A 19,143-nucleotide genomic window follows, 5' to 3' on the forward strand; every position below is an offset into this window, starting at 1 on the left:
CAAAAATGCTCAATCGTAGCACTTTAGCCACTATATCATTATCAGTAGGTATCATATTTTTCGTAGCTTTCAATTAGCAATTTACCATATTTAATAAGGTCTGAATAACTTATTATTTGGATTGAGTTTAAATCTGAATTTATCATTCTTAAACAATGTAATTGATTTTCATCATACGCTGAGGTATTTCCAATGATTATCTTAACTCTTGGCATCAAAACTTTTGTTTTATACTCATTTTCAATATTCAATTTATACTCTGAAAGTTTTTGCAAATAGAATAAAGATTGACCAAGAACTAAGGAGAGTTCATTATGGGGATAATGGCAACTATGACTTTCATCGTATTTTAGAAGTGTATGTTTTGGACGTTTTAGTTCAATCAAATCTAGATATCCATCTAATGATTCCATTAGTAAATCTCCTTCTGAAAATAGAGCGATTTTTCTAGCGTCGTGATGCTTAATATATTCAATACCAAATACCCATAAATTGTTTTCTATCCAATTTTGAAAAATTTTTTCAGGTTGGCCTGCCTTATATTTAAGTAAATTAGGATAACTATCTATTTCACTTGTTATGTTATAATTTAATTCAAGTTCAATTAGCATTTCAAGATATGAGATTTCTTCTATCATATATTTATGATGAAAAGCCCCGTGTAAATGTTCTATCTCAATTTTATCTAATGCAGATAATAATCCCTTTATTTTATCATCAGATTCAAACTTCTGTAACAAAATAGCAATGGTTTCTAAGTCAGATTCTTCTAATTTTTGAATTAGCAGATTAATTTCTTCAGTGGTTTCAATAATTTTGGATGACTTGATTGCACCTTCTGTTACAACTGAAATAGCGCTTAGATGATTATATAATTTTCTTATTTCATCAACGGATAGTTCTTCTGTAAATATTGGTATTCCAAAATTATTTGTTGCATAAATATTAAATTTAAGCGACTCATCAGCAACATCTCCTGTTATACCGGAATAATTAATAAATAATCTCTTGTTATTTCCTTTGAAAACTTCTAAATGATATGGAGTGCTCATTCTAAATTTTTTCTATCACATCTTTATAACCTTCCCATTCAGGATTATATTTTGGGTTAAATTCAAAAAATGTTTTGTCGGTAATATTAATATTTGATAATTCTTCAATATTAAACATACGAAATTCAGGAAAAGGATTTGTATCTTTTGTATCTGAAACACCATCAATTTGAACTATATGTACTTTTGTACTTATTTTCCCTTCCTTTGAAGTCAATATAAAAATAGCATAGGGTTCTCCAATTCTTTTCCCGGGAGTTTTACCAGGTTTATTATATTCAAATTCAATTATTTTCTTCTGTTGAATAGCTTCAATTAATTTATCTAAAGAATTCATATTTTGTAGATTTTTGTTTTAACGCTTACAGATAACATTTAAATTTACGCATTTCATCAAATTCACATTTATAACATGCGTCCATTCATTTTATAATCAACTCAATAATATTGATTAAACTACTGATTTAAAGCTTGTAAAGTATATTTTTCTGAGGTTTTTATTTTTTTGTATGGGTGAAGTTTTATATATTTGATGAAAACTTAACCATGGAAATTATTTCGCTTGTAGATTCTTACAAAGAGAAATTAATTATTCAAAGATACAGTTCATCGTCTGTAAAAAACTATTCAAGTGCTCTTCAGAATTTTTTGAGTATGGCTTCTCAAAAGTATACAGATCCGCTTGATATTTCTTTAGAAGATGTTGAAAAGTTTATCTTTTGGAAAATTAATAAACATCATATTTCTGCATCGCATCAAAGCATTATTCTTTCGAGTATTGCTAAATTTTACAAATTATTATTTAGTAAGGATATCAATCTTAAACATCTGTATCCTAAAAGAAGAGAAACAAAGCTGCCTAAATTTCTTACCTGTAACGAAGTAAAAAAGATCCTTGAATGTACCGAAAATATAAAGCATAAAGCTCTCCTTACTACCATCTATTCGTGTGGTCTAAGATTAAGTGAAGTTCTGGAATTGAAAATATCGGATATAAAATCTCAGGAATCTGTTCTTTTGATCAGGCAGGGAAAAGGGAAGAAGGACAGATTTGTAAACCTCTCTCCCAAATTGCTGGAATTATTGAGAGTTTATTTTAAAATGTATCAGCCGAAAACGTACTTGTTTGAAGGTCAAAATACAGAACAATACTCAAAAAGAAGTGTGCAGCAGGTATTGAAAAACTCATTGAAAAGGGCAAACATCAGTTCTCCCGCAACTGTTCATACACTGCGCCATTCTTACGCAATGCATCTTTTAGAAAACGGTACAGATATCAGAATAATTAAAGAACTTTTAGGGCATAACGATATTAAAACCACAGAAATTTACACCCATATTACAGATATTTCCAAAAGTAAAGTCAAAAGTCCTTTAGATTACTTGTAAAAAACGCTTCACAAAAGCAGTATAATTCTCGCGATGTTGCAGATTTCTAGTCCGTGACTTTAATTTCCATATTATAAATCACGGATTACAAATCCGCGCTATCGGATTTAATAAGTTGATTTATACTCTTATCTGAGGGGAATTTCTTTCCATTTTTTATTTTTATATTGATAGACTTTATATTTACTATCTTGAAATTCTCCCGATTCGTCTTGATTATACTTGAATCTAACAATAACAATTTTATCTTTTATGTTTTCAAAAGAAATAAATATGGATTGATAATTTTCTGCTTTCCCCTGAATTTTTCTTAAGATTAACTCACTTTTTTCTCCTTTGTTAGAAAAGTAATAAAATGGTAAGATATCTTCAGTTTTACTTCCATTCTGGTTTTTATATTTTTCAATAAACAATCCTTTAGATTCATTCTTTGCTGTTAGTATTATATCTTTAGAATTATCATAATAATACGGTTTAATTTTTTCTTCAAAAGTCTGGTAAGGTTTATCGTCAGTTATAAAACTATCCACGTAACCCAAATAAGGAATCAAATTAATATTGTATTTGCTCACGATGTATTTTATTGTTTTCTCTGTCCAAAAATGAGTTTGGTTATATGCGGGGCATATGGTCTTGTAAGCACAAAAATGAATGGAGAATAGGTCGTCATCGATATAATGATCACAATAGCCATTATAATAGAAAATTATATTTTTACTTTTTAAATTTTTAAACCCTATATCTTTAATGATTTTCTTATTGAGTTTTGAATAGTCTAAATTTTTAAAATTTGTAATTAACTCATTACTCAATTTCATCTTATTATCATATACAGCTGTTGCTAAAGAATCTCTAATTTTAACTCTATTAATGTCTTGACATTTAAAATTAGATAAAAAAATCAATAAAAATATCAAATATATTTTTTTCATTCTTTCATTTAAAATATTTTCTCCCGATGTGGCAGATTTGCAAGCTGTAACTTTAATTTCCATATTGTAAAATCAGGGATTGCAAATCCGTGCTATCGGGTTAAACTTTCTAGGGACATAATTTTATATTATTACAGCTAACGGTTTGGGTATTGCCAAAGGCGGGGATTTTTAGCACCAAGGTTCAATAGAATAACGAAAGTTGAAACTTTCACAAATGCCCAATCAAAGCCACTCAGCCTTAGCTATTGGCAATACTTTTTAATGGCAGTTTTATTCCATTCCTAAATACTCTAATTCTTTGTCAATTAATAATTCTATATTGAAATAATATTCTTCATTTATTTGCTTTGAAACTGCTATTTGAAGCTCATATTCATTAGAATTATTCAATTCTAGATAAATTCTATTGTCTAAATAATTAGACTCGCTATTTTTCCAGTCAAAATTATTTAAAGAAATATGTCCTCCGTTAATTGATGTTAATTCTAAATAATCAGCTGTAAAATTTAAATTCCTGTTTAAATCAATAAAGGCATAAATATTAAAATCTAAAAAATCCATCTTACTCAAAATGTTATACATTTCCGTATCATATACAAAGCTGACGCTTCCCTTTATTTTATATTTACTTTTATCAAAAACATTATTTAGTCCCTCATAAAGTTGCTTTGAAGCATTAGCAACACCTCCATTTAATCTTATATAATCTTCATCAAATTTTAATTTAATTCCGGAAGGTCTTATTTGGTTACTACCTTTAGGAACAAAATTAGCACTTGCTGAAAATGTTACTCCATTACTTTTATATGAAAATGTTGCGTTTGGAATAAGGTTGGTATCTATTAAATTATCTACAAGAGTTACCAACTCGTCATTTCTCAGATTAATTAGTCGTTGTGTTTTGATCGTTTCAAAAATCTCAATTAGTTCTTTCTTCATTTGCAAGAAGTCCTCCGTTATTGAAGGTACAACTGTCGCACTTAGTTTGGACTGTTCTATTTCTAGCGAGTAGTACAAATAATTTACTCTTTCACTCTTCTCTAATTTATTTGAAAATGAAAACCTTTGTGCACTTGGAGCTATCTCAAACAAATTTAGTAACTTATCATAGTCCGAAAGATAAAAAGTTGAATTGAAGTGGTGAAAGTTAATTTCGAACATTGAATTAAGTTTATCTATAAGCTCAGGCGTTTTCAAAATAAATCGGTAATAAAAAGACTTCTTATCACCCATACATAAAGAATCATTGATTAATTTAATATCTTTAAATAATTGAGAAAGAGGAATGTTTTTTTCTTTGAGTCCATATACCCTGTGTGTAGTTCCCATTTTTTTCTAATTGCTGCTAACGTTCCGGTGCTTGCCAAAGTTACTGGCTTCGGAAACGATTATTTTCTGTTAAAGATAAAGTTTCTTGTGTAATGTATACGAGATTTACTACAAAATTCGCAATCTTTCCAAAAGCCTGTTTATATATTACCGAAGGCGGAGATTTTTAGGACAAAAGTCCAATCGAAGTCGTTCGTTCACCCAATGTCTCGGATTTGTAATTTCCATATTATAAAATCACGGATTACAAATCCGCGCTATCGGAGCAATAAAAATATCAAATATATTTTTTTCATTCTTTCATTTAAAATATACTCCCGATGTCGCAGATTTGCAATCTGTAACTTTAATTTCCATATTGTAAAATCGCGAAACCGGGCTATAAATTATCTGCGACAAACTGTTGGCAATAGTCTTTTATTTGTTGTCTTACTTTTCTAAACTCCTCTTTAATCTCTTCTTCTTTTCCGGTAACCTTTGCCGGATCTGGAAAGTTTTGATGAAATTTTTTTGCCTTGCTCGGAAAATAGGGACAACGTTCTTTTGCGTTGTCACAAACTGTAATTACAAAATCAAACTCAATGTCGGAATATTCTTTAATATTATTTGAAGTGTGTTTTGAAATATCAATGTTATCTTCCTGCATTGTGGCAACGGCTTTGGGGTTCACCCCGTGTGTTTCCACCCCTGCACTGTAAATATCTGCTTTATTATTTGCAAAATACCTCAGATATCCTTCTGCAATTTGGCTTCTGCAGCTATTGCCCGTGCAAAGCACCAGAATTTTCTTTCTATATGTCATACGAATAACCAAATGATGTTTATGATGAAAAATTTCGGATCAAAACCGAATATGAGCTGTAACACAATAACCGAAGTTGTTATAATAATTGGCTTTTTGTGTTTTATGAAAAAAGATTTCATCAGCAGCAAGCATTTTTGTCGGAACTTACAGTTTCATCAACATTGGCGTTACAGCCGCAATTATTTTTAACGTTTTCCGATGAAACGGTACAGCAAGCCGATTGCGTTGTGAGATCAGATAAATTTACTTTTTGTTTTTCCTGCGGAATTCCGCATTTGTCATTTGCCAGACAAGCCGTTGTTTTGTTTTGCAAAATAAAATTTACCCCGTCAAAAGCCAGCCCGTATTTTCCGATTGTATTGCTTTGATATTCAACTTCAATTTCAGTATCCTCAATGTTCAATTGCTTTTCCGAAAGCTCGATGATGTTTAAAAGCTTTATGGGTTTCAAACGATGTTCGAGGTCGTTTGCATTCCACAACTGAAAGTTTACCATTTTTTCTTGGCGTACTGTTCCGCCGCAATCGATGAAGCTTTTAGTAACCATTCCGATTTCGGTAACGTGAAAATGTTCAGGAACGAAAGTTCCGTTTTCCAATTTAAACGTAACATTGTCTAATGTAGGCAAAAGTGCTTTTACTTGTGATAATTTCATTTTTATTTGTTTTTAGTTCAACAGCAGTTGTTTTTCTTGTTAGAAAGTTTTATTGAAATGTTGGCGAAATAATTTTGCAACTTCTCGATAGCTTCTTCTTCAATGCAATAACAGATTGAATTTCCCTCAATGCTGCCTTTTATCAGCCCTGCATTTTTGAGTTCTTTCAGATGTTGTGAAACAGTAGGCTGTGCAAGTGGCAGTTCGTTTACAATATCACCACAAATACAAGTATCAACTTTCATTAAATATTCTATAATTGCCACCCTTGCAGGATGCCCCAACGCTTTTAAAAGTGTTGCAACCGTATTTTGTTGGTCTGTAAAATGGTCTGTTTTAGTTGCTCCCATTTTTTTTCTTTAATTTTATATTGCAATATTACGATATAGATTTTAAACTTACAAACTTTTATTTTCTTTCTTGTAAGAATAAAAACAACCTATGTCACAATCCGCGCTATCGTCATCTCCGCTAGTTCCAAATAAGGTTGTTTTAGATTTCCGGAGTACTCCGGAGGTCTTGCGCAACTTGCGGGAAACCAAACACGGTCGCAGGAGATTACAAACAAGGTTGTTTTAAACTTCCGGAGTACTCCGGAGGTCTTGCGCAACTTGCGGGAAACCAAATACGGTTGCAGGAGATTACAAACAAGGTTGTTTTATATTTCCGGAGTACTCCGGAAGTCTTGCGCAATCTGCGGGAAAGCAAATGCAGTTGCAGGAGATTACAAACAGGGTTGTTTTACATTTCCTGCAAACGCAGGAAGTCTCGCGCAGTTTGCGGGAAACGAAATGCATTTTCAGATTTTGTTAGTTCACAACAGTAATGGTAAGCTTCTTTTTCTTTTGCTGGATGTGTATAGTTTTTCCTTTTCCGAAACCCAATTCATCAAGCCATTTTCCTCTGAGCCTTATTTCCGGAACGATGATAAGTTGATTGCTGCTTTTCTGAAATCTTGAATGGATTTTAAGTTTTCTTGAATTCATCATTTTTATTTCAAAGATATAAAAACATTTTTAAAAGACACTAATATGATCCATCTTTTTAATGGTAACATAAATGATGGTTATTTATAAGATTTGTAAAAATTATTAATTATACAATTTACAAGTATGGCAAATGAGTTTTCTAAAGAGGCTGTGTTAAAAAATCTAGGTAAAAGAATTAAAGAGATAAGAATAGCTAAGGGATACACAAGCTATGAGTATTTTGCTTACGAACATAATATTTCACGCGCTCAGTTTGGAAGATATGAAAGAGGAGAAGATTTAAGATTTAGCACACTGGCAAAAATAGTTCAGGCTTTTAATATGAGTTTAGAAGAATTTTTTGCTGAAGGATTTGATGATAAATTTTAAAAAGTTTAAAATTTATCCAGATGGGGATGAGTTGGCTGTATTTTTCTAAAATCTCAAATGTGTGTAAACTGCTTACAAATGGACGTTTTACAAGATGAAATACTAAAAAAATTTGGAGAACACGTTAAAAATTTAAGGCTCAAATCTGGGCTTACGCAAGATGATGTTGTTCTTAACAGCTCCAAAATTACTAAAGCTACAATAAGTGATATAGAAAATGGAAAAAGAAACTTTGCATTTACTACATTAATTGATTTGGCGAAAGGTCTGAATGTATCGCCTAAAGATTTATTAGATATTAATTTTGATTAAAAAAAGTTGGAAACTTTCTGAATAACTACGTCAACATTTATGCATGATTCTTTAGACGAAATAGAACGATATATAATTTCAAAGGTGAAAGAAATAAGAGAACAACGAGGGATTAGTCAAACTTCTCTTTCTTTGGCTATCGGCAAGAGTACGAGTTATATTTCAGACATTGAAGCCCACTCCAAAACCGCTAAATATAATATTAAAAGTTTAAATTTAATATCAAAAGCTTTGGGTTGCTCTCCCAAAGATTTTTGGCCTGAACAGCCAATTTTAGAGGATAAATATGAGTTTGTAAGAGAAATCGAAATAAAGAGAAAATCTTAACAACAGCATTAAATTTCAAAATTGCTGTTAATTCTAAAAATAATGGATAGCAAAGACGTTTTAAAATTGTATATGAAGAGTTTTTCTGAACATCTCAAGGAGATTAGGAAGGAGAAATACAATTCTATGGACGCTGTTGCTGAAAATTCCGTTTTCGATTCCAGTAATTATAATAAGTTTGAAAACGGTAAAGGAAATCCAACCATTGAAACTATTCTTAAAATGGCTTCAGCCTTTAAAATTCCGCCAAAAGAATTATTCGATTTTGACTTTGATATAGAAAAATATAAAATTGATGAATAAATTCTGAGAACAGTTGGAAACTTTCTAAATCACAACGTTAACATTTACAATGGAATGGATAGAATTGAATTTCGGATAGCTTTTGGGAAAAGAATTGAAAAATTTAGAAAAAAATTAGGATTAAGCTATCGGGAATTAGCTCAAAAATGCGATGTCGACCATAGTAATATTAGCAAAATTGAAAAAGGAGAAGTTGATGTTAGAATTTCTACCATACAGGAATTAGCGAAAGGCTTAGAAGTACATCCGCAAGAATTGTTTGATTTTGAAGTAGGGTAGAGGTTTTGAGGAGAGGAAGAGGTTTTTAGCTAATAGAATAACGTTTTTGGGTTTGGCGAAGGTGGAGGCTAGAAGGAACTAAAGCTCAAATTTAGTACAAATACTAATAAAAATACAAATGTTCAGTCTATCAATAAAGCCCCGCTTTTGGCAATACCCTTGTTGGGCGTTCGTTTATTTATTCTCTTCAATTAGTTTTATTACATAATCCATTTGTCTGTCAAATTTTGTTTTTAAGTCATTTGGTTTTATTTGTATTTCAATATCTGGTTTTATTCCTTTTGGGTCATATTGAAAATTGGGTGTCTTCATTTTGTATTGAAAAGTGGGAATCCAAACTAATGTTTTTGAATAAGGCAAAACAAAGGCTTGCCCACCTGAATTACTATAATTACTTCCTTGCGAATATTCACCGTAAAATTTTCCAATTTTATATTCTCTCATTAGTGCTAATAAATGTCCTGTGGTTGAAAAACATCCACCATTAATTAGAACACTTATTTTACCTTTATAATAATTTGGTTTGTTCTGCTGTTGTTCAAACCACCAATAATCCGCAGCATCTGTTGCTGTATAGCAATTCAGTTCGTATTTTTGTTTTGTTTCGTTCAAATTTATTTCCTCAATATTTTCAGGATATTGAGCAAAGTGTTTCCATTCTTTTACCGTATTATATTTTGCTCCCACATAGTCAAAATAGTAAAATGTTTTATCTGTCAGGTATGAAAAAAGGTAGTTTGCCATTTCTGCTGCTCCACCACTATTATCTCGTAAATCAATTATTAAATTTCTAGTTTTTAAACTTTCTAACTGTATAAAAAAATCATCTAATTGTTTTTCTGCAATTTTTCTATCTTTTTCATTATAGCCATTTTCAAATGAATGAAATTTTAGAATTGCCAAATTATTAGTTCTAAATTCAGTTGTTAAAGGTTCAATTTTTTCAGAAATGTTTTGGGTATGGGTTTCAAAAGTTATTCCGTTGAATTTTTGTTTTTTCTTATGATTATTTTGGTCTAAATATTCTATTTCAAATTGGTTGGTTTGATTTAAAACAAAATAGTAAAAAGGGAAGTTTTTGAATCGAGTATTCAATCCTGTTTCATTTCTGCCTTCAAGGTGAATAAATTTTTCAATCTCTTTCACTACAGATTTTATCTCTTTTCCATTTATTTTTAACACTTGCAAACCAATAAAATCTTTGTTGGTATCTGTGGTTTTACCTAAATAATAATTGTCATTAATCTTATAAATACTGAATGGAAATACTAATCTTTCTTTAAGCAAAGAAATAATTTGAGCTCTATCAACTGCTGTATGTCCGTCTTTAATTTTTGCCATTAAAGTTGCTGTCAATTTGTAATATTCAATAATAGATAAATCTGTTTTGATGCTCTTTTTTAATGATAAATAAGTTTTGTTAAATTCATTTTTTGTACAGAACATAAACTGTCCTGGATGGATAGTATTTGTTAAATTATAAAGTTCAGAAAATTCAACAAGGATGCTGTCTTTTTTCAATGTTTTATCAAACAATAGATTTTCTGTCTTTGTGTTTTGTGCAAAAACAGAATTAATTATAAAAAATAGTAAAGGCAGTAATAATTTTAAATTCATCGTTTTTTTTCTTTATAATACGGTCTTTTTTGAATGACATCCGATGTCGCGGATTTGTATTCCGTGATTTTAATTTTTATATTGTGAAAGTATAGATTGCAAATTTTAGCGAAAGATGTTCTTGGTAGGTAAATGTCACGGATTGCAAATCCGCGACATCTGGTTTTTATTCTCCCCATTCTACTGGGTCAAATGGTTCAAAATCTCTTTCCACAAAAGGTTCTGTCAAGATGCCTGTCGAACATAGCCAAGTTATCATTTCGTCTAATGTTTTTCCAATTTTGTAAATTTTTTCGCTATGTCTTGGTAAAATATAATAGTAGCTTTTATAAAGTATGAGTTCATCCCCGTCAAATGTATCGCCAACCCGTACTGAATTTAATACTTCATCTTTTGTCAAAATGTCTTTCCCCTCGTCCCAAAACCAATACTCCGTTATTCTGTTTTTCCATTTTGATAATGTATTCATAATCCTTTTCGGTAAGTACATTCTTATATAGGTTCCACCAAGAATTCCATTACCAAATGTCAAAACATAATCTTTATAATCGTCATCAAATTCGATGGCTAAAGTTTTTTCACATAGTTCGATTTCTTGTTCTGTAGCTAAAAACAGGTCTGTTTTATTGGTATTATAATTTGGTATAATTCTGTAATTTTCAAAATTCATATTTGTCAGCTATATTTTTATTTGTTTACTTTATTAAATTCTGTAACATAGTTAAAACCAAGACCGATGTCCGATGTCGCGGATTTGTAATCCGTGATTTTAATTTTCATATTCTGAAAGTATAGGTTGCAAATTTTTTTTGCGAAAGATGTTCTTGGTAAATAAATGTCACGGATTGCAAATCCGCGACATCTGATAACTTTTCATTCCTCAATTTATACCTCTCGGTAGTACAATTGTCTCAAGTAATTTCAATGCATCTTCAATAATGAGTGGGCTTGTACTTTCTTTAGGTTTCCAATCTTTTTGAAGAAAATATCTGGTGAGTTCTTCTATAACAGCAGGACGATTTAAATTGATGTCAATCGTTTGTTGCTGATCAGGTGAATACGGCTCATTTTTACATAACCAAATTACTCCATCATCAGGATAACCTACACACCATTTTTCTTTTTCAATATCCGTTTTCATAATTAAGTTATCCTCTTCTCTAAATAATAGTTGAAGAGGTGAGTCTTTGTATCCTTCAAGATAAATTACAACTTTTTCAACGCATTTAGAATGCTTGAATTCTGTCAAATGAAGATGATTCCTCTTCCATAAATAGGTCTCATTCTCTATTTTTATTTTTCTTAATTTATTTTTTGCCATTCGATGAATCGGCTTTGTTTCGGATTAAATTTTAGTCTCAGAGCTTCAATTGTTGCAAGGCTCTCATCTTCAATAAATTAATTCTAACTCCCATAATTTTCTTTCAGCTTTCTCATTAAAAGTCTCACGCCCTGTTGTGTATCGGGATTAAAAGAGTTGGTTAAAATAATATACGCTTTGTGCTTTAGTCTGTCGATATGAACAAGGCTGTAATACGTTCCTGCTGTACCGGAATGGGTAGAAAGTTCCTTTCCGTTCTCGTAAATGTTAAACCATCCGATCGAATAATTCGGAATTCCTTTGTGGATAAAAGTATACGTTTTGGCTTTCAGATAATTATTTTTTCCTTCAAGCCCCTGAATATTAAGCTGAATGAATTTGATGTAATCTTTCAGTTTTATATTGATATCTCCCGAAGGTTCTGTATAATCCAGATGATAATTAAATGTGGAAGGAACAGGCTGTAGTTTGCCATCTTCCGTAAAATGTCCCCAAGTGTCTTTCTGCTTCTGATTTTCCGGCCACGATAATTGTACGTTTAATTTTAAATCTTTGTTAAAGACCTGATCAACCAGTTGTTCCCAGCTTTTATCAGTTACTTTTTCTACCATTAAAGTCGCTAAAGTATATCCTGCATTGGAGTAGACAAACGGATGCTGTTCGTCTGTCTTTACAGTTTCTAACGTCAGTACAAACTCTCCGAACTGTTTTCTTTTTTCCTGATGCGTCCCTTTAAAATCCGGAATTTTGGGATCGTCTTCTCCCTGAAACGGCTGAATTCCTGCTTTATGAGAAAGGAGATCCTGCAAGGTAATATTGGCGTATTCGGGTTTGCTTTTCGGCTTCCATTCGGGAAACAGATCGAAAAATTTAGTCGTCCATTTTAATTTTCCGTTTTCAACATATTTGGCAATGATAAATGCAGTCATAGCTTTGGTATTGGAACCGATATGAAATCTGTCGTTTAAAGTTGCCGTGTCCGGAAGATCAACGGCGTGTTTTCCTAATGCCGCAATTTCCAGTGTAGATTTGCTGTTGATGACTGCGTAGCTTATTTCCGGAATGTGATAAGCTATCCGGATTGAATCCGCAAAATGAACGATTTTCTGACCAAAACAGATAATTGACAGTATTAAGAACAGGAGGGAGGTTATTTTTTTCATCGGTTTTTTGCTGTAACATCATTATATTTTTGTAACACGCAGGCAAATTTTAACACTTTGGAAATCTATTCTTTTTCATTGTTTTCAATTTCGTCTTTTTGTTCTGATATTTTTTGTCCACAATATGGACAAAATTTATGAAGTTTTTCTAATTGGCTGAAACAAGTGCTGCACAGGATTACCTTATCAAAAACCTGTTTAATTTTGTTTGTAGTTCGAACTGTGTATGCAGTTGGAATTTCTTTTAAGAAACTCGATTCATTTCCCTTTTGAGTAATTAAAAAAAGCTTTTCTTTGGCTCTGGTAATAGCAACATAAAATAGACGTCTTTCTTCTTCCATAAGCAGATCGTGATTTGCTTGTTTTATCACTTGGAAAATCCTGTCTTCAAGCCAAATATCCGGAAATCCACCATTGCCTTCCGTTAAACCAATAATGAAAACAACTTTTGCTTCAAGTCCTTTGGATGCATGTATTGTCTTACTCTGAACACGAATATTTTCATTTTTAAATCTGAAAAAATAAGGCGTAAACATCTTACTTCGTCTGTACAGAAATAAAATTTCATCATTGTTTATCCCGTCTTCTAACAGCTCTTTTACTTTATCTGTACAAAATTGCAGATTTTCATCTTCTGTATTTCCTGCGAAAACAACGATCTTATGTTCGGATTTTTTTGATGCCTGAACGTCTTTTTCTACCTTAAATTTGTTGTGTTTAATAACTTCGTTGCTTGCACCAACAATATTTTGTGTGCTACGATAATTTAGATTGAGTTTTATTGTTTTTGCATTTGCAAAGTGTTTTTCAAATTCTACAATATAGCTCACATTTGATCCTCTGAAACCGTAAATGCTCTGCCAATCATCACCAACGCAGAATAACTGGGTATTGTTGGTAAGTAATAATTTAATAAGCTCTACTTGTAAATTGTTTACGTCTTGAAACTCATCAACCAAGATATATTGAAATTTTCCTTTGTATTTGTTTGCTATATCTTCGTGATTTTGAAACAATGAAGCTGTTCGTGAAATTAAATCGTTAAAGTCAAGGTAAGATTTGTTTGTACAATAATGAATATATTTTTTCACAATGGGAATTGCCAACTCATAAAAAAAGCGTACACGTTCGTGTTGATCTTTCCCAGCGTTTTCTGAAACTTTATCTATGCAGATGTTTTCAACTTTTATCATATCCGTAATTCTTAAGATTTGTAGAATAAAATCTTTCACGTTTTCATGATAGCCATTAAATTCTTCTTTAAAGTTTATGGAAATATTTTGGTGATAATCTGATGGTAAACGATTTTTAACAATTTTGTCGAGCGTGTGATTGAACAACGCAGAATCTTTTGTCATACTTTCAAAAGTCCTGATTAGCAAAAGATTTCCTATTTTAAACTGTTCTTCTTTATCTTTTGTTGAGTAACTTTTATTGCTAACGTGCTCAAGGTAAAGATTTGCATTCGGGATATAAAAATCAGGAGTAAAAGTAAAATCTTTAATGTTTAGCAAAGGTTCATATTCGAATTTTATGCTGTGGCGATAAAACCAATCTGCAATAAATTGTTCTGATTTCGAACGTACTTTTGTTCCGTTAAGTGTAGTAAAATATTTTCCGTCTTTGGGTATATATTTAGGATCTATTTGTTTTAAATGGATTTTGTCTATGATATAATCCAGAATATAGCGTTTTAGCTTTAACAGGTATTCTGTGTTTTCACATTCGTCTATCAGTAATTTATGCATTACTTCAAAAGCCGTTTCGGGAGCAATGTGTTTTGAAAGTTCACTCTCGTCGTCGCGCTTTTCGTCTCCTATTATTTTGAATTTGTTATCAAACTCATTTACACCATAATTACGTAAAACACTGTAACAGAAGCTATGAAAAGTTTTAATTGTAAGTCCGTCGATCCAGGTGTATTTCTTCTGTTGTAAAAATCTTTCTTTTTCTTTGTCTGCAATACTTTTTTGCTTGTCAAAAAGTTGTTTCTCGTATTCACCACTTTCGTCTGCAGAAATGATAAGCCGGTCAATCATCTCATTTGTTGCGTTTTTTGTAAAAGTAATCGCAAGAATACCGGAAGGATTCACATTTTTTTCTTCAATTAAGTAAATGAGTTTTTGCAAAAGTGTTTTGGTCTTTCCTGAACCTGCTCCTGCAAGAACTAAAAGTCTCTTATCTTCGCTAATAACTGCATCTTGCTGTTTCTCATTTAAAGCACTTAAATTTGTTTTCACTTTTTTGTTTTTAGTTTTTCATTGATTATCGCCTTATTTATAACGGTTCTTTATATTCCCGAACTTCAAGCGAACTGCAATAGTTTAAATATAGTAAAAAAGTTTAATAAAATCGGTATAGTGTATTTGTAATCGGATTAATTTCAGGACTTATAGTAAAGTGAAAAATATTCTGATATTAGTTTTTAGGTATTTTTACGAACGAGGTTCTTGGGTAGGGAAATGTCACAGATTTCAAATCCGCTGCATCTTTTTAAATTTTAATAAAAGTTATTCTCTTTTTCTGCTAATGATTTCTTCAAGTCCGGGTTTACAGGTTAATAAATGCCATCCGCCAAAAACAATAAATATTCTGTCGTTGCTGTCTAATAATTTATCAACGGTACTTAGTAAAAACTGGTCGCGTATTTCTTTGGATTTTCTTCCGATTTCCTGAAATTTCCCCACTGGTTCAAAGGGATTCGTAGGTTCAAGTTCCAAAATGTCGAAAGGACGTTTCAACAACTGCTCATAACCGGATTTATAGAAACTGAACGTCTGTTCGGACTTGGATAATGCTATACCGCCTTTTTTAATGATATAGTTTTCTATAAATGTATTGTATCTTTTTTCTATTTCGCGGAGGTCTGTAATGTGCTGTCCTTTAAGTCCCCACATAAGGCGTTCTGTAATGATGTACGCCAAGAATTCTTTTTTAGAATAGCTTTTAAGTAATTCTTTAAACTCGAAGGAAACAGGGGGATCTCCGTCAACTGTTTTTATTTTTAAACTGTCACTCAGTATTTTAGTTAATCCAATTTCGCCATCTTTTAATAAGGCATCCTGTTTGGAAGTATAAATTTTTGAGATGTCGCCTCCTTCATTAATGGCAATATTGGGTCTGAAAGCAAAAAAATTCTGCTCAATTTCTGCAAACATTGGATTTTCAATATCCAAATCGTCTGTGAGATGAGCGACACCGCAAAACACCACTGTTTTTTTACCGTTTGTAAATTCCAGAATATACGGATTGGAAGGAAGTTGTTTGTTAGAATCCAGCTTTATGTCGAGATAACTTGTTGTAGTATAAACAGGCGCAACATCGTTACCTGTTTTTTTATTGAGATTTGAAGCGCTGCAACTTACAAGCAACACAGAAATAAAAATGCAGGTCAAGAGATGTTTCATAGTGATTTTAATTCATTGCGGCTGACTTTCAAATTTACACATTCGTAGATTGTACGCATACACAAACCATTGTTTTTCTTCACGTTTTTTAGAAAGTTAATAATTTTGTAGATATTGCGATGATTTATAATTTATCCACCGTAATGATAATTTTGTTTTCTTCTGCTGAATATTCACCATTTTTCCTTCTCCGAAGCCTATTTCATCAAGCCATTTTCCTCTGAGGCGGATTTCCGGAACGATGATGAGTTGGTTGCTGCTTTTCTGAAATCTTGAATGGATTTTTAGTTTTCTTGAATTCGTCATGGTGTTTTTGTTATCTGATAAATTTGGTTTTGGTTATTTGTTTTTACATTTTTTCTGGCTGTACAGGAGGAAGTTGTAAAAATGCCTGAACTTCCTGCCTATACAAACCAAGGGTATATGATAAATTGTGTTTTTAATCTCTAAATAAGCAATTGATTTTATATTAAATGCTTTTATTCGACAAATATAACAAAAAATCACAATACTGGCATATATCCCAATAATATTTATTTTTTATAAATGCAATTTAGTTGAAAACATAGTATTAATGGATTTTCACAAAGACCTGCAAATTTTGATAGGAAAGCGTATTTCTGAAATTAGAATGAAAAATAACCAAACTCAACAAGATTTGGAATTTTTAACAGGTATTGATTCGGCAGAAGTAAGTAAATATGAAAAAGGAAAAAGAAATTTAACTTTGAAAACTATGATAAAGTTTGCCGTAGCATTACAAATTCATCCAAAAGAATTATTTGATTTTGACTTTGATATAGAAAAGTATAAAATTGATGAGTAAACCTCGATATCGCGGATTTTCAATCCGTGATTTTAATTTTTATATTGTATAAGTGTAGATTACAGATTTTTTGAACGAGGTTATTTGGTAGGGAATGTCACGGATTATAAATCCGCGACATCTAGTGTTAATCTAAACTTTCATCCTATTTTGTTATAAAATGTTATGAAGCCTATTTTTCATTCCATTCAAATGTTAATTGTTTTGTAGAGGGTTCACCTTTTTGTCCATGATTATGTTTTTCAATATCATCAACATCAAAATTACAAACTAATGCTTCAACAATTGTTCTTCTATTTTCGATACTTGCACCATTATGATAAAAATGATCTTTTGTAACAATGTTGAATTTCTTCCAAAATTTATTAATCATTTCATTTTCTCTCCAATCATTATGATGCCATGTTGATAAAATAAATTTTGCTTTTGTTTCTGACAATAAATTAAATAATAATTCCTCGTCATTTTCTGACCATCCATTGTAATAATCGACGTGTCTACCATAATAAGGAGGATCACAATAAATCATATCATCTTGATTTGCTAATGATATAATTTCTTCAAAAGATTTGTTATGAAAAGTCCAATATGGTTCAGGTTTTATAATTTCAGAAATGGCAGCAACTTGATTTGTAATTTTTGTAACATATGCTTGTGCAAATCGATCAGGCTTTTTGCAAAAAGGAATATTCCAATTTCCTTTTTTTCCAAAGCGCATCATGCCGTTAAACCCGGCCCTTGAAAGGAAAATAAAATCATAAGGGGAAAATTCTCCACTATTAAATCTTGAACGGACTTTTAAATAATGCTCATAACCATTGTTTTCTGCTTGACTTAATAATTTTCCTTCTGCTTCAAGATAATTTTTCATTAAAGGTGCTGTAATCTCCTTTGTTTGAATTCTTTTATAGAAGTTAATGATATGAGGATTTGTATCGTTTAAAACTGCGTGCTTAAATCTCGCATTAAAAGCAACTACACCTGTTCCGAGGAACGGTTCGATCCATTTTCCTTTTTGGTTTGCAATTTCAACCAAGTCATTAATCCAAGGAACTAATTTTGTTTTAATTCCTTGACTTTTTATAGGTGGTATTATAATTTTATTCTTCGTCATGTTCTGAATCTTCTTCTATTTCTTCTTCATTTAGTTCTAGAATTTCATATTTATGTTCTTTTAAAACATCAATCCCTTTGCTTTTATATTCCAAATAAGTTTTGAGATTTATGTAAGGTCTTTTAATCTCTAATGCTTTAGCCATATCATTTGTAAGATAGAAAGTCCAATAATCATCGTAAACTTCTTCTCCCAATTCAGAAAAAACACCTTCACCTTTAATTAGTTTCTCTAATTTATTAATGGCTCCTATATTTTTGGTATTTCCACTCCCTGGGCTTGCAGATGCAATTTTATATTTGGGTTGTACAAAAAATTGAAAGTCTTTTATTACTGATTCAATTTGGTCAATTTCCTCCAATGAATAAACTTCTTTTTCATTAGAAGATTTTGAAACCTGAGTATATATTACACCTAACACTAGATGAGATTGATAATCTTGATATGGGAATGTAGTATTCTTATTAGATTCCCGATTTCTAAAATAGCCTGTAAAAGCACCAAGAGTCATGCTTTTTATTTTATCTTGGCTATCTTTAAAAGTACTTTTAATATCAACAGCAAATTTGTTTCCTGTTTCTTTACAAACAAATGATAAATCAGGATAAAAATTTTGTTGTGGAGGAAGAATTAAGTTTAAATTATACTTTTGAGCAAATTTTTCAAATTGAGGAATTAATAATATTTCAATTACTTTCGAAACAACTTTTGTATCAATGGTTATTGTGTATATTTTTTTGTAAATATCTATAAAACCTTTTACAATCCAATCGCCTTTTTCAGTAGAGATTACTTTGTTATATTCTAAAACCTCACTTTGAAGTGCTGTTAAAAATTCTTCTTTATTCATATTCCAAAAGTATGAAAAAATCTCAATTTTTCGACAAATCATCAAACAACTTTTAGGACATTATAATATTAAAATAAAAGAAACTTAATGCATATTACGAT

General features: G+C 31.1%; 24 protein-coding genes. 7 read left to right on the forward strand and 17 right to left on the reverse strand.

Going from position 1 to position 19,143, the window contains the following annotated elements; genetic code table 11:
- Nucleotides 1-41: 41 nt before the first annotated feature.
- Together WFH39_RS01385 and WFH39_RS01390 are read right to left on the reverse strand one after the other, a co-directional pair.
- Entirely contained in the window at nucleotides 42-1,052 is a 1,011-nt protein-coding gene (locus WFH39_RS01385; protein WP_336688511.1) for a Shedu anti-phage system protein SduA domain-containing protein, read from the reverse strand.
- A 1-nt stretch (nucleotide 1,053) separates the two neighbouring features.
- Nucleotides 1,054-1,389 (reverse strand): hypothetical protein, encoded by a 336-nt coding sequence (locus WFH39_RS01390; protein ID WP_336688512.1) that lies wholly within the window; start codon nucleotides 1,387-1,389, stop codon nucleotides 1,054-1,056.
- A 209-nt stretch (nucleotides 1,390-1,598) separates the two neighbouring features.
- Here WFH39_RS01390 and WFH39_RS01395 point away from each other — a divergent pair, with 209 nt between their 5' ends.
- Nucleotides 1,599-2,441 (forward strand): tyrosine-type recombinase/integrase, encoded by an 843-nt coding sequence (locus tag WFH39_RS01395; RefSeq protein WP_336688513.1) that lies wholly within the window; start codon nucleotides 1,599-1,601, stop codon nucleotides 2,439-2,441.
- Between the two features lie 128 nt (nucleotides 2,442-2,569).
- On the opposite strand, the gene WFH39_RS01400 is transcribed toward WFH39_RS01395, so the two are convergent.
- From WFH39_RS01400 to WFH39_RS01425, 6 genes are all read right to left on the reverse strand, one after another.
- Nucleotides 2,570-3,436 carry a hypothetical protein gene (locus WFH39_RS01400; RefSeq protein ID WP_336688514.1) on the reverse strand — a complete coding sequence of 289 codons (867 nt, stop codon included), beginning with the start codon at nucleotides 3,434-3,436 and terminating at the stop codon, nucleotides 2,570-2,572.
- 210 nt (nucleotides 3,437-3,646) lie between these two features.
- On the reverse strand, nucleotides 3,647-4,705 hold the full coding sequence (locus WFH39_RS01405; RefSeq protein WP_336688515.1) for a hypothetical protein: 1,059 nt from the start codon (nucleotides 4,703-4,705) through the stop codon (nucleotides 3,647-3,649).
- 379 nt (nucleotides 4,706-5,084) lie between these two features.
- Nucleotides 5,085-5,507 carry an arsenate reductase ArsC gene (locus WFH39_RS01410; protein WP_235129586.1) on the reverse strand — a complete coding sequence of 141 codons (423 nt, stop codon included), beginning with the start codon at nucleotides 5,505-5,507 and terminating at the stop codon, nucleotides 5,085-5,087.
- Nucleotides 5,508-5,628: 121 nt separating this feature from the next.
- Entirely contained in the window at nucleotides 5,629-6,165 is a 537-nt protein-coding gene (locus WFH39_RS01415; RefSeq protein ID WP_336688516.1) for a DUF6428 family protein, read from the reverse strand.
- Nucleotides 6,166-6,182: 17 nt separating this feature from the next.
- Nucleotides 6,183-6,515 carry an ArsR/SmtB family transcription factor gene (locus tag WFH39_RS01420; protein ID WP_214590931.1) on the reverse strand — a complete coding sequence of 111 codons (333 nt, stop codon included), beginning with the start codon at nucleotides 6,513-6,515 and terminating at the stop codon, nucleotides 6,183-6,185.
- A 459-nt stretch (nucleotides 6,516-6,974) separates the two neighbouring features.
- The gene (locus tag WFH39_RS01425; protein WP_290263474.1) at nucleotides 6,975-7,154 is read right to left on the reverse strand and encodes a SymE family type I addiction module toxin; all 180 of its coding nucleotides are present in this window, start codon (nucleotides 7,152-7,154) and stop codon (nucleotides 6,975-6,977) included.
- Nucleotides 7,155-7,277: 123 nt separating this feature from the next.
- Here WFH39_RS01425 and WFH39_RS01430 point away from each other — a divergent pair, with 123 nt between their 5' ends.
- From WFH39_RS01430 to WFH39_RS01450, 5 genes are all read left to right on the forward strand, one after another.
- Nucleotides 7,278-7,523 (forward strand): helix-turn-helix domain-containing protein, encoded by a 246-nt coding sequence (locus WFH39_RS01430; protein ID WP_336688517.1) that lies wholly within the window; start codon nucleotides 7,278-7,280, stop codon nucleotides 7,521-7,523.
- 78 nt (nucleotides 7,524-7,601) lie between these two features.
- Entirely contained in the window at nucleotides 7,602-7,835 is a 234-nt protein-coding gene (locus tag WFH39_RS01435; protein ID WP_214590928.1) for a helix-turn-helix domain-containing protein, read from the forward strand.
- Between the two features lie 39 nt (nucleotides 7,836-7,874).
- Nucleotides 7,875-8,162 (forward strand): helix-turn-helix domain-containing protein, encoded by a 288-nt coding sequence (locus WFH39_RS01440; protein WP_336688518.1) that lies wholly within the window; start codon nucleotides 7,875-7,877, stop codon nucleotides 8,160-8,162.
- A gap of 42 nt (nucleotides 8,163-8,204) precedes the next feature.
- Nucleotides 8,205-8,465, forward strand: coding sequence for a helix-turn-helix domain-containing protein (locus WFH39_RS01445; protein WP_336688519.1), 261 nt, complete (start codon nucleotides 8,205-8,207; stop codon nucleotides 8,463-8,465).
- 54 nt (nucleotides 8,466-8,519) lie between these two features.
- Complete coding sequence (locus WFH39_RS01450; protein WP_214590926.1) at nucleotides 8,520-8,744, forward strand: helix-turn-helix domain-containing protein; 225 nt, start codon at nucleotides 8,520-8,522, stop codon at nucleotides 8,742-8,744.
- Between the two features lie 174 nt (nucleotides 8,745-8,918).
- Here the strand turns inward: WFH39_RS01450 and WFH39_RS01455 are convergent, their stop codons facing one another.
- The 7 genes from WFH39_RS01455 to WFH39_RS01485 form a co-directional block, all read right to left on the reverse strand.
- Nucleotides 8,919-10,361 (reverse strand): S41 family peptidase, encoded by a 1,443-nt coding sequence (locus WFH39_RS01455; RefSeq protein WP_336688520.1) that lies wholly within the window; start codon nucleotides 10,359-10,361, stop codon nucleotides 8,919-8,921.
- Between the two features lie 166 nt (nucleotides 10,362-10,527).
- Nucleotides 10,528-11,031 (reverse strand): SMI1/KNR4 family protein, encoded by a 504-nt coding sequence (locus WFH39_RS01460; RefSeq protein ID WP_290263447.1) that lies wholly within the window; start codon nucleotides 11,029-11,031, stop codon nucleotides 10,528-10,530.
- A 210-nt stretch (nucleotides 11,032-11,241) separates the two neighbouring features.
- Nucleotides 11,242-11,682, reverse strand: coding sequence for a hypothetical protein (locus WFH39_RS01465; protein ID WP_336688521.1), 441 nt, complete (start codon nucleotides 11,680-11,682; stop codon nucleotides 11,242-11,244).
- Nucleotides 11,683-11,765: 83 nt separating this feature from the next.
- On the reverse strand, nucleotides 11,766-12,845 hold the full coding sequence (locus WFH39_RS01470; protein WP_336688522.1) for a serine hydrolase domain-containing protein: 1,080 nt from the start codon (nucleotides 12,843-12,845) through the stop codon (nucleotides 11,766-11,768).
- 65 nt (nucleotides 12,846-12,910) lie between these two features.
- Nucleotides 12,911-15,085, reverse strand: coding sequence for a UvrD-helicase domain-containing protein (locus tag WFH39_RS01475; RefSeq protein WP_336688523.1), 2,175 nt, complete (start codon nucleotides 15,083-15,085; stop codon nucleotides 12,911-12,913).
- Nucleotides 15,086-15,355: 270 nt separating this feature from the next.
- A complete protein-coding gene (locus WFH39_RS01480) occupies nucleotides 15,356-16,252 on the reverse strand; it encodes a hypothetical protein (protein ID WP_336688524.1) in 897 nt (298 codons plus the stop codon).
- 96 nt (nucleotides 16,253-16,348) lie between these two features.
- A complete protein-coding gene (locus WFH39_RS01485; protein ID WP_336688525.1) occupies nucleotides 16,349-16,558 on the reverse strand; it encodes a hypothetical protein in 210 nt (69 codons plus the stop codon).
- 268 nt (nucleotides 16,559-16,826) lie between these two features.
- Between WFH39_RS01485 and WFH39_RS01490 the strand changes: the two genes are divergently transcribed.
- Entirely contained in the window at nucleotides 16,827-17,078 is a 252-nt protein-coding gene (locus WFH39_RS01490; RefSeq protein WP_087707305.1) for a helix-turn-helix domain-containing protein, read from the forward strand.
- A gap of 172 nt (nucleotides 17,079-17,250) precedes the next feature.
- On the opposite strand, the gene WFH39_RS01495 is transcribed toward WFH39_RS01490, so the two are convergent.
- A complete protein-coding gene (locus WFH39_RS01495) occupies nucleotides 17,251-18,192 on the reverse strand; it encodes a DNA adenine methylase (protein WP_336688526.1) in 942 nt (313 codons plus the stop codon).
- Nucleotides 18,179-19,042, reverse strand: coding sequence for a type II restriction endonuclease (locus WFH39_RS01500; protein ID WP_336688527.1), 864 nt, complete (start codon nucleotides 19,040-19,042; stop codon nucleotides 18,179-18,181). The genes WFH39_RS01495 and WFH39_RS01500 overlap by 14 nt, the downstream gene beginning before the upstream one ends.
- Between the last annotated feature and the right edge of the window lie 101 nt (nucleotides 19,043-19,143).

The organism is Chryseobacterium sp. MMO-72 (genome assembly GCF_037146035.1).
Classification (GTDB): domain Bacteria; phylum Bacteroidota; class Bacteroidia; order Flavobacteriales; family Weeksellaceae; genus Chryseobacterium; species Chryseobacterium indicum.